Source organism: Streptomyces coffeae (assembly GCF_016741875.1).
GTDB lineage: Bacteria > Actinomycetota > Actinomycetes > Streptomycetales > Streptomycetaceae > Streptomyces > Streptomyces coffeae.
The window spans coordinates 176,409-185,958 of the sequence record NZ_JAERRF010000018.1; the positions used below are offsets into that span (position 1 = coordinate 176,409).

A 9,550-nucleotide genomic window follows, 5' to 3' on the forward strand; every position below is an offset into this window, starting at 1 on the left:
CTGTTCGGTATGGCGGCTGGGGGCCGCGGTGCGGACGCCGGTCCGCCCCAGCACTCGGACGCCGGTCCGCCCCGGCGCAAGATGCCGGGGCGGCCCCCTACCGCTCCCGGGCGGTCAGCCGGTGGGTGCCGGGAGCTCCACCAGCCCGGCCAGGAGCTGACGGTGACGGCCGGGTGTGCCCAGCGCGATCTCGTCGCTCTTGGCCCGCTTGAGATAGAGATGGGCCGGGTGTTCCCAGGTCATCCCGATACCGCCATGCAGCTGTACGCATTCCTCGGCGGCGTGCACAGCCACTTCGGCGCAGTACGTCTGGGCGATGGCCACCGCCACCGGGGCGTCCGGATTGTCCGTGGCCAGAGCGTCGGCGGCGTACCGGGCGGTGGCGCGGGCGGAGACCAGCTCCAGCCACAGTGCGGCCATCCGGTGCTTCAGCGCCTGGAACGAACCGATGGGGCGGCCGAACTGATGACGCTCGCCGGTGTGGCGCACGGTCTCGGTCAGACACCATTCGGCCACCCCCAGCTGTTCGGAGGCGAGCAGCCCCGCCCCGGTCAGCAGGGCGCGCCGAACCGCGGCCCGGGCCCGGTCCGCTCCGGCCACCCGGCGCGTGGGCGCCCCGTCGAGGGTCACCGTGGCGAGCGGCCGGGTGAGGTCCAGGGAGGTGAGCGGGGCGACGGTGACACCGGGCTCGGTGGTGTGCGCGGCGTACAGCCCGTAGCCGTCCGGCCCTTCGGCGGGGATCAGCAGCACCTCGGCTCCCAGCGCGCCCGCGACACCTCGGACCTCACCGCTCAGGGTTCCGTCGCCGCCGATCCGTACGGTGGCGGGCGGGGTGTCCTCGCCCGGTGCGCCGGCCAGCGGAAGGGCCAGGGCGCCGGTGGTCCGGCCCTCGGCGAGCCCTCGGAGCAGCCGCGCCACGGCCTCGTCGTCGGTGTCGCAGCCGAGCAGGGCCGTGACGGCCAGGACGGCGCTGGTGAGATAGGGCACCGGAGCCACGGCGCGGCCGAGTTCCTCCAGCACCACCGCCACCTCGCGTGCGGTGGCGCCCTGTCCGCCCAGCTTGTCGGGGACCAGCAGCCCGGCCGTGCCCATCTCGGCGCCCAGCGCCCGCCATACGGCGGGGTCGTACGGCTGGTCGCTCTCCGCCTGGGCGAGGACGGCCGGGGCCGGGCAGCGGTCGGTGAGCAACGCCCGTACGGCCGCGCGCAGATCGTCCTCGGCCTCGGTGTAGAGCAGGTCCGGGGTGCTCATCGGGGCAGGTCCTTCCACGGGACGTCCTTGTCGGTCCGCGGCTCGGGCGGTAGGCCCAGGACGCGTTCGGCGATGACGTTGAGCAGCACCTCCGAGGTGCCGCCCTCGATGGAGTTGCCCTTGGCGCGCAGATAGCGGTAGCCCGCCTCGCGGCCGGTGAAGTCGACGTGTTCGGGGCGGCGCAGTGTCCAGTCGTCGTAGGCCAGCCCCTCCTCGCCCAGCAGTTCCACCTCCAGCGCGCTGAGCCGCTGGTTGAGGCGGGCGAAGGCGAGTTTCATGGCCGAGCCTTCGGGGCCGGGCTGGCCGAGGGCGAGTTGCTGGCGCAGCCGTTCGCCCGCCAGCCGGGCCGCCTCGGCGTCCACCCACAGCCGCAGCAGCCGCTGGTGGAGGTCGTGGGTGCGCAGCTCGGGCCGGTCCCGCCAGGTCTTCGCGACCAGGCCGACCATGCCGCCTTCTCGGGGGGTCGGGCCGCCGCCGATGGCAACCCGCTCGTTCATCAGGGTGGTCTGGGCGACCCGCCAGCCCTCGCCGACCTCGCCGAGGCGCCGGCTGTCGGGGATGCGCACCCCGGTGAGGAAGACCTCGTTGAACTCCGCCTCGCCGGTGATCTGGCGCAGCGGGCGCACCTCGACCCCGGGGTCGGTCATATCGCAGATGAAGTAGGTGATGCCACGGTGCTTGGGCAGTTCGGGGTCGGTGCGGGCGATGAGGATGGCCCAGCGGGCGAGATGCGCGCTGGAGGTCCACACCTTCTGGCCGTCGACCACCCATGCCTCGCCGTCGCGCACCGCGCGGGTGCCGAGGGCCGCGAGATCGGATCCGGCGCCGGGTTCGCTGAACAGCTGGCACCACACCTCCTCGCCGGTCCACAGCGGGCGCAGCAGCCGGGTGCGCTGCTCGTCGGTGCCGAAGCCGAGGATGGTGGGGGCGGCCATCCCCAGGCCGATGCCGATGCGGCGGGGGTCGTTGTCGGGTGCCCCGGCGGCCGCGAGTTCGGCGTCCACGACGGCCTGGAGGGAGCGTGGGGCGTCCAGGCCGCCGAGCCCCACCGGGTAGTGCACCCAGGCGAGCCCGGCGTCGAAGCGGGCGCGCAGGAAGTCCAGGTGGTCGGTGGTGGCCGGGGGGTGGGCGTCGAGGAGTGCGCGGACGCGGCGGCGCAGTTCGGGGGCGTCCACGGCGGTCCGGTTCCGGGCGGTGGTCATCGGGGGCCTCCCGTCGTCCGGCCGGGGACGACCACCACACGGCCGGTGGTCACGCCGTCGGCGACGCGCTGGACGGCGTCGGCCGCGTCCGCGAGCGGCACCCGCTCGCTGACCAGGGGCCGTACGGTGCCCTGGGCTGCCAGCTTGGTCAGTTCGTCGTGGCAGGAGCGGACGGCGGCCGGGTCCTTGGTGTTGTACAGACCCCAGTGGAGGCCGAGGATGGCGTAGTTCTTGACCAGGGCGTGGTTGAGGGCGGCCTGGGGGACGACGCCGCTGGCGAAGCCGACGACCACGATGCGGCCCTCGAAGGCCACGCACTTGACGGACTTGGCGAAGGCGTCGCCACCGACGGGGTCGTACACCACATCGGCGCCGCGTCCGCCGGTGGCCTCCTTGACCGCGGCCACGATGTCGTCCGTGCGGCGGTCGAGCACGAGGTCACAGCCCACCTCACGAGCCACCCGCGCCTTGTCCTCACCGCCGACGACGCCGATGACCCGGGCGCCGACCGCCTTGCCGAGCTGGACGGCGGCGGTGCCCACCCCGCCCGCGGCGGCGTGCACCAGCAGGGTCTCGCCCGATTGCAGCCGGGCCCGGCGGTGCAGACCGAACCAGCCGGTCTGGTAGCCGATGTGCAGCGCCGCGGCCTCGGTGTCGTCCAGGGCGTCGGGAGCGGGGAGCACACTCGCCGCGTCCACCGTGACCAGCTCGGCGAAACCGCCCGCGGGCAGGGTGGGGGTGGCCACGACGCGGGAGCCCACCTCGCCCTCGGCGCCCTCGCCGACGGCGACGACCTCACCGCACAGCTCGACGCCCGGGGTGAAGGGCAGCGGCGGCCGTACCTGGTAGTGGCCGCGGCACAACAGGGCGTCGGGGAAGTTGACGTTGACGGCCAGGACCCGCACCAGCAGCTGTCCCGGGCCCGCCACCGGATCGGGCACCTCTTCCAGGCGCATGACCTCACGCGGCTCGCCGTTGTCGTGCACTCGCCATGCCTGCATCCGGTGGCCTCCACAAGCTGTCGGTAGCGGCGTTCCTTACGCCGAGGCGGCACATACTAACCAGTCGGTACGACAGGGGAAACCGCCCTGTGCTGTGGCCTCAGCCATCCTGCCGCTCCCGTCCGGCGGGGCGGGAACTCCTGTGCAACTCTGGAGGCACCCTTGAGCCCGGCGCTTCCGCAGGTGAAAGTGAGCGGCACAGATCGGTTCGCAGCACGGCGAGCCGATCGCCGGAACGGGACGGGAGATGACGACTGTGCCCGACAGCAAAGCCATCAGCGAGGCCGAGATGGAGGCCAGGCTGCACGGCATCTGTTTCAAAACAGGGCCGCCGCGCCGTATCGGTGTCGAACTGGAATGGCTCCTGTACGACCCGCACGACCCCGCACAACCCGTGGAGGTGGCCCGGCTGGAAGCCGCGGTCACCGCTCTGCGCGGACTGCCGCTCCGGTCCGCGATCACCTTCGAACCCGGCGGCCAGCTGGAGCTGAGCTCCCTCCCGGCCGACTCCCTCACCGCCTGCGTGGAGTCCACCGCCGCTGATCTGGTTCTCGTACGCACCCTTCTCGCCGGGCTCGGCCTCGGTATCGCCGGGCATGGCCATGATCCCTGGCGGCCGCCGCGCCGGTTTCTCACCACGCCCCGCTACGACTCCATGGAGACCTATTTCAACCGCCGGGGCCCGGCGGGACGGTCCATGATGTGCAGCACCGCCTCGGTCCAGGTGTGCGTGGACGCCGGGCAGGAGGAGCCCGGTCCGCTGGGCCTGGGGCGGCGCTGGCGGCTCGCCCACCTCCTGGGCGCCGTCCTGACCGCCGCCTTCGCCAATTCCCCGCTGCGCGAGGGCAGACCCACCGGCTACCGCTCCACCCGGCAGGCGCTGTGGGCCTCGATGGACCCCGGCCGGACCCTCGCCCCGCCCGACGGGCACGACCCCCGCACCACCTGGGCCCGCTATGTACTGGACGCGCCGGTGATGGCCGTCCGGGCCGAGCACGGGCCGTGGACCGTACCGGACGGGCTGACCTTCCGGCAGTGGGCCCGGACCGCACTGCCCCGGCCGCCCACCCTCGACGATCTCGACTTCCACATCTCCACCCTCTTCCCGCCCGTCCGGCCGCGCGGCCATCTCGAACTGCGCATGATCGACGCGCAGAGCGGTGACGACGGATGGATCGTCCCCCTCGCCGTCACGGTGGCGCTCTTCGATGACCCCCAGGCCGCGGAAACCGTCTACCGCGTGGTGAAACCGCTCGCCGAGACCGCGGGCACCCGGCCCGCCCCGTGCAATCCGCTGTGGCTGAGCGCGACCCGGGACGGCCTGGCCGACCCCGAACTGCGCAGCGCCGCCACCACCTGCTTCGCCACCGCGCTGGAGGCACTCCCCCGGCTGGGCGCCTCCCCCGCCATCACCTCCGCCGTGGCCGACTACACCGACCGCTATGTGGCCCGTGGCCGATGTCCCGCCGACGATCTGCTCACCCCCGTCCCCGGGAAGGAGGAACGGCCATGACCGCTTCCGACTCCGACCTCCTCGACCTCGACCCCGAGGCACTGCGCAAGCGCGCCGGGAGCGCGCTGCGCACCGCGCGCGAACGCACCCACACCCTCACCACCTGCGTGGACGACCACGATCTCACCGCCCAGCACTCCCCCTTGATGTCCCCGCTGGTATGGGACCTGGCACATATCGGCAACCAGGAGGAGCAATGGCTGCTGCGCGCCGTCGGCGGACGGCAGGCCATGCGCCCGGAGATCGACTCGGTGTACGACGCCTTCGAGCATCCGCGCGCCCAGCGGCCCTCGCTTCCCCTGCTGGCACCGGCCGAGGCCCGGGGCTATGTCTCCGAGGTGCGCGGCCGGGTGTTCGACGTCCTGGAACGCATCGAGCTGCGCGGCGCCCCGCTGGTCGACGCGGCCTTCGCCTTCGGCATGATCGCCCAGCATGAGCAGCAGCACGACGAGACGATGCTCATCACCCACCAGCTGCGCCGCGGGCCCGCCGCGCTGACCGCCCCCGCGCCGCCGGACACCGCCGACGGGGCCGCGCTGCCCGACGAGGTCCTGGTCCCCGGCGGCCCGTTCACCATGGGCACCTCCACCGAACCCTGGGCGCTGGACAATGAACGGCCCGCCCACCGGCGGCTGGTCCCGCCCTTCCACATCGACACCAGCCCGGTGACCAACGGCGCGTACGCCCGGTTCATCGCGGACGGCGGCTACGCCGAGCGCCGCTGGTGGACACCGGAGGGCTGGGCCCATATCCAGGAACACGGTCTGAGCGCGCCCCTGTTCTGGCGGCGCGAGGGCGGGCAGTGGCTGCGCCGCCGGTTCGGGGTGACCGAACCGGTGCCGGAGGACGAGCCGGTGCTGCATGTGAGCTGGTACGAGGCGGACGCCTACGCCCGCTGGGCGGGGCGCCGGCTGCCGTCCGAAGAGGAGTGGGAGAAGGCGGCCCGCCACGACCCGGCGACCGGCCGGTCCCTGCGGTATCCGTGGGGCAACGAGGACCCCACCCCCGACCACGCCAACCTCGGCCAGCGCCATCTGCGGCCCGCGCGGGCCGGAAGCTATCCGCGGGGCGCCTCCCCGCTCGGCGTACGGCAGCTGATCGGCGATGTGTGGGAGTGGACCTCCAGCGACTTCCTGCCCTATCCGGGGTTCCGCGTCTTCCCGTACCCCGAGTACTCGCAGGTCTTCTTCGGGCCCGCGTACAAGGTGCTGCGCGGAGGCTCCTTCGCGGTGGACCCGGTGGCCTGCCGGGGCACCTTCCGCAACTGGGACCTGCCGATCCGGCGGCAGATCTTCTCGGGGTTCCGCACCGCCCGCGACGCCGCCCCGGAGGCCGCGTGAGGGCCGTCGCCGGAGACGCCGCCCCCGCTGCCGGGGGGTGGCGCTGATGTGCCGGCATCTCGCCTATCTGGGGCCGGAGACCGCCATCGGCGACGTGGTCAGCGCCCCGCCGCACAGTCTGCTCACGCAGTCCTGGGCGCCGCGGCGGCAGGCCCACGGCACCGTCAACGCCGACGGGTTCGGGGTCGGCTGGTACGCGCCGGACGACCCGGTGCCCGCGCGCTACCGGCGTGCCGGGCCCATCTGGGGCGATCTGTCGTTCGCCGATCTCGCCCGGGTGGTGCGCACCGGGGCCCTGATGGCGGCCGTGCGCGACGCCACCGAGGCGAGTGCGGACGGGGAGGCGGGGGCCTCGCCCTTCGCCTCCGGGATCTGGCTGTTCAGCCACAACGGCGCGGTGCGCCAGTGGCCGCAGTCGCTCGCGGAGGTGGCCGCGTCCCTGCCACCCGCCGATCTGCTGAGCCTCGAAGCACGCTGTGACTCCGCGCTGGTGTGGGCGCTGGTGCTGCACCGGCTGCGGCTGGGGAACGCACCGGCCGAGGCGCTGGCCGCGGCCGTCGAGACGGTGGCGGCGGCCGCGCCCGGTTCACGGCTGAACCTGCTGCTCCTGGACGGGTCGACGATCGCCGCCACCGCGTGGGGCGACACTCTGTGGTACCGGGCCGACCCGGGCCGCGCGGTGGTCGTGGCCTCCGAGCCGTACGACGACGATCCGCACTGGACGGAAGTCCCCGACCGCACTCTGCTGACCGCCACCCGTACCGATGTTCTCCTCTCTCCCCTCAAGGAGGCTTCCGCGTGAGCCCCTTCACCATGACCCGGACCCTGCCCGTGGACTCCACGACCGCTGCACTGCGCGACGATGTGGCCGACGGGCTGACCCGCACCCCCAAGCGGCTGCCGCCGAAGTGGTTCTACGACGCCCGCGGAAGCGAGCTCTTCGAAGAGATCACCCGGCTGCCCGAGTACTATCCGACCCGCGCGGAGCGGGAGATCCTCATAGCGAGGGCGGCGGAGATCGCCGATACGACCGGGGCGAGAACCCTGGTCGAACTGGGCTCCGGGTCTTCGGAGAAGACCCGGCATCTGATCCGGGCGCTGCCCGGTCTGCGGGTCTACGTCCCGGTGGACGTGAGCGAGAGCGCCCTGGAACCGGCCGGGCGCGCCCTGCTCACCGAGCACCCGGAGCTGACGGTGCACGCCATGGTGGCCGACTTCATGCACGGGCTCACCCTGCCCGAGGACTCCCCCGGGCCGCGGCTGCTGGCGTTCCTCGGCGGCACCATCGGCAATCTGCTGCCGTCCGAGCGGCGGGAGTTCTTCACGGCGGTGAGCGCGATGCTGGCGCCGGGTGACGCGCTGCTGCTCGGCACCGATCTGGTCAAGGACGAGGCCACGCTGGTGGCCGCGTACGACGACGCGCAAGGGGTCACCGCGGCGTTCAACAAGAACGTGCTCGCGGTGCTCAACCGCGAGCTGGGCGCCGACTTCAACCCGGCGGACTTCGACCATGTCGCGGTCTGGAACGCCGAGGAGGAGTGGATGGAGATGCGGCTGCGGGCCCGCAAGGAACTCACCGCGAAGATCCCCGCGATGGATCTCGCGATCCACTTCGCGGCCGGTGAGGAGGTCCGCACCGAGGTGTCGGCGAAGTTCCGGAAGGAGAAGGTACGGGCCGAACTGGCCGCCGCCGGGCTGGAGTCGCGGCGCTGGTGGACCGATGCCGAGGGACGCTTTGCGCTGTCGCTGGCGGTGCGTACATAACGGCACAGGGGCGTTTCCGGTGGCCGCCGCCCGCGTCCGGGCGGCGGCCACCGCTGTGAGCACGGGCCTGGGTCTTATCGATGAGACCGGGGCCACCGCCAAGTGGCGTACCTCTGTGCGAAGATCGCGGCGTGAGTGATCTGAGCTTCCGCCATGCCGAAGATGTCGACCTTGCCGCTGTGGTGCGCCTGCGCGACGACGCCGCCCGCTGGATGCTCGCCCAGGGCGTTACCGGCCAGTGGACACCCGGCGAGCTGGGCGAGGACCACTTCCGCCGTATCGCGAAAAGCGGCGAGCTCTGGCTCGCCGAGGCGGCCGGACGCGTCGTCGGGGCCTGGGAGCTGTGGTGGGAGGACGAAGACGCCTGGGGGCCGCAGCCGCCGACGGCCGGATATGTGCACCGGCTGATGGTCGACCACAGCAGCGTCCCGCCCGGCACCGGACGCCGACTCCTGCGTGCCGCTGAGCGCTGTATTGCCGAGGCAGGCCGAACACTGGCACGCCTGGACTGCCTCGCCGGCAACGAACGCCTCACCGCGTACTACCTCGACGCCGGCTACCGGATCGTCGGACGCAAGGAGGGAAAGCCGCAACCCGGCGGCACGCCCAAGTCGTTCACGCTCCTCGAAAAGTCCGTGGGGGAGGCCGGATCCTAGGGCCTAGGTGTGTTGTCCGGAGAGGTTGGTGACGCGGCTGGCTGGGGTTTGGCCGCTGATTCCGGTGTGGGGTCGGTGGTAGTTGTACCAGTCCAGCCAGCCGGGAAACGCTGCCTGGCGTTCGCTTTCTGAGGTGTAGGGCCGCTGGTAGGCCCATTCGTCGAGCAGAGTGCGGTGGAAGCGTTCGACCTTGCCGTTGGTCTGGGGCCGCCAGGGGCGGGTCCAGCGCGGGCTGATCCCCAGGTCCTGGCAGGTCTGGCGCCAGGTGTTCTTGCTGTAGGCCCAGGCGTTGTCGGTCAGCACCCGTTGAACGGTGACGCCTCGTGCGGCGAACCAGGCGGTGGCGCGGGTGAGGAAGGCTGCGCAGGTTGGGGCGGTCTCGTCGGGCAGGTTCTCGGTGTAGGCCAGGCGTGTGTGGTCGTCCAGGGCGGTGTGCAGGTAGGCGTAGCCGGTGCCGGTGCGGTTCTTGCGGCCGGCTGCCCGGCCGAGTTTCTTGTGGCCGCCGCCGTCGGGAATGCGGCCGAGTTTCTTTACGTCGATGTGGACCAGCTCGCCCGGTCGTGAGTGTTCGTAGCGGCGGACGGGTTCGCCGGTGGCCCGGTCGCAGGCGGCCAGAGGGGGCATGTGGTGGCGTTGGAGGATGCGGTGGGCGGTGGAGGCGGCGATGCCGGTGCGGGCCGCCAGTCGCAGTGGGCCGATGCGGTGTTCACGGCGCCTGCGCAGGACCTGTGCCTCCAGCGCGGTCGGCGTCCGGCGCGGTGAGCGATGCGGACGACTGGAGCGGTCGTGCAGGCCCGCTGTTCCGTGGTGGCGGTAGCGGTGG

General features: G+C 72.7%; 9 protein-coding genes. 5 read left to right on the forward strand and 4 right to left on the reverse strand.

Annotated features, from left to right (window positions below):
- Positions 1 to 114: 114 nt before the first annotated feature.
- The 3 genes from JK363_RS27595 to JK363_RS27605 are packed head-to-tail and all read right to left on the reverse strand — an operon-like array spanning position 115 to position 3,454.
- Positions 115 to 1,251 carry an acyl-CoA dehydrogenase family protein gene (locus JK363_RS27595; RefSeq protein ID WP_201878246.1) on the reverse strand — a complete coding sequence of 379 codons (1,137 nt, stop codon included), beginning with the start codon at positions 1,249 to 1,251 and terminating at the stop codon, positions 115 to 117.
- Positions 1,248 to 2,453, reverse strand: coding sequence for an acyl-CoA dehydrogenase family protein (locus JK363_RS27600; RefSeq protein WP_201878248.1), 1,206 nt, complete (start codon positions 2,451 to 2,453; stop codon positions 1,248 to 1,250). Before JK363_RS27600 ends, JK363_RS27595 begins: the two co-directional genes overlap by 4 nt.
- Positions 2,450 to 3,454 (reverse strand): NADPH:quinone oxidoreductase family protein, encoded by a 1,005-nt coding sequence (locus JK363_RS27605; RefSeq protein ID WP_201878251.1) that lies wholly within the window; start codon positions 3,452 to 3,454, stop codon positions 2,450 to 2,452. The genes JK363_RS27600 and JK363_RS27605 overlap by 4 nt, the downstream gene beginning before the upstream one ends.
- A 247-nt stretch (positions 3,455 to 3,701) precedes the next feature.
- Here JK363_RS27605 and egtA point away from each other — a divergent pair, with 247 nt between their 5' ends.
- The 5 genes from egtA to JK363_RS27630 all read left to right on the forward strand — a co-directional run bounded on the left by egtA (position 3,702) and on the right by JK363_RS27630 (position 8,727).
- A complete protein-coding gene (gene egtA / locus JK363_RS27610) occupies positions 3,702 to 4,967 on the forward strand; it encodes an ergothioneine biosynthesis glutamate--cysteine ligase EgtA (protein ID WP_201878253.1) in 1,266 nt (421 codons plus the stop codon).
- Positions 4,964 to 6,307 carry an ergothioneine biosynthesis protein EgtB gene (gene egtB, locus JK363_RS27615; protein WP_201878255.1) on the forward strand — a complete coding sequence of 448 codons (1,344 nt, stop codon included), beginning with the start codon at positions 4,964 to 4,966 and terminating at the stop codon, positions 6,305 to 6,307. The genes egtA and egtB overlap by 4 nt, the downstream gene beginning before the upstream one ends.
- A 46-nt stretch (positions 6,308 to 6,353) precedes the next feature.
- Positions 6,354 to 7,109, forward strand: a complete 756-nt coding sequence (gene egtC / locus JK363_RS27620; RefSeq protein ID WP_201878257.1) for an ergothioneine biosynthesis protein EgtC — start codon at positions 6,354 to 6,356, stop codon at positions 7,107 to 7,109.
- Positions 7,106 to 8,071 carry an L-histidine N(alpha)-methyltransferase gene (gene egtD / locus JK363_RS27625; RefSeq protein ID WP_201878259.1) on the forward strand — a complete coding sequence of 322 codons (966 nt, stop codon included), beginning with the start codon at positions 7,106 to 7,108 and terminating at the stop codon, positions 8,069 to 8,071. Before egtC ends, egtD begins: the two co-directional genes overlap by 4 nt.
- An 80-nt stretch (positions 8,072 to 8,151) precedes the next feature.
- Positions 8,152 to 8,727 (forward strand): GNAT family N-acetyltransferase, encoded by a 576-nt coding sequence (locus JK363_RS27630; protein WP_201878261.1) that lies wholly within the window; start codon positions 8,152 to 8,154, stop codon positions 8,725 to 8,727.
- A gap of 3 nt (positions 8,728 to 8,730) precedes the next feature.
- On the opposite strand, the gene JK363_RS27635 is transcribed toward JK363_RS27630, so the two are convergent.
- Positions 8,731 to 9,550, reverse strand: an 820-nt coding sequence (locus JK363_RS27635; RefSeq protein ID WP_201878263.1) for an IS481 family transposase, incomplete at its 5' end; no start/stop codon positions are given.

Excerpts from the sequence above, each read along its gene's own strand:
- egtA (WP_201878253.1), top strand. The coding sequence starts at position 3,702 with ATGACGACTGTGCCCGACAGCAAAGCCATCAGCGAGGCCGAGATGGAG.
- JK363_RS27605 (WP_201878251.1), bottom strand. The coding sequence starts at position 3,454 with ATGCAGGCATGGCGAGTGCACGACAACGGCGAGCCGCGTGAGGTCATG.
- egtC (WP_201878257.1), top strand. The coding sequence starts at position 6,354 with ATGTGCCGGCATCTCGCCTATCTGGGGCCGGAGACCGCCATCGGCGAC.
- JK363_RS27600 (WP_201878248.1), bottom strand. The coding sequence starts at position 2,453 with ATGACCACCGCCCGGAACCGGACCGCCGTGGACGCCCCCGAACTGCGC.
- JK363_RS27595 (WP_201878246.1), bottom strand. The coding sequence starts at position 1,251 with ATGAGCACCCCGGACCTGCTCTACACCGAGGCCGAGGACGATCTGCGC.
- JK363_RS27630 (WP_201878261.1), top strand. The coding sequence starts at position 8,152 with ATGAGACCGGGGCCACCGCCAAGTGGCGTACCTCTGTGCGAAGATCGC.
- egtB (WP_201878255.1), top strand. The coding sequence starts at position 4,964 with ATGACCGCTTCCGACTCCGACCTCCTCGACCTCGACCCCGAGGCACTG.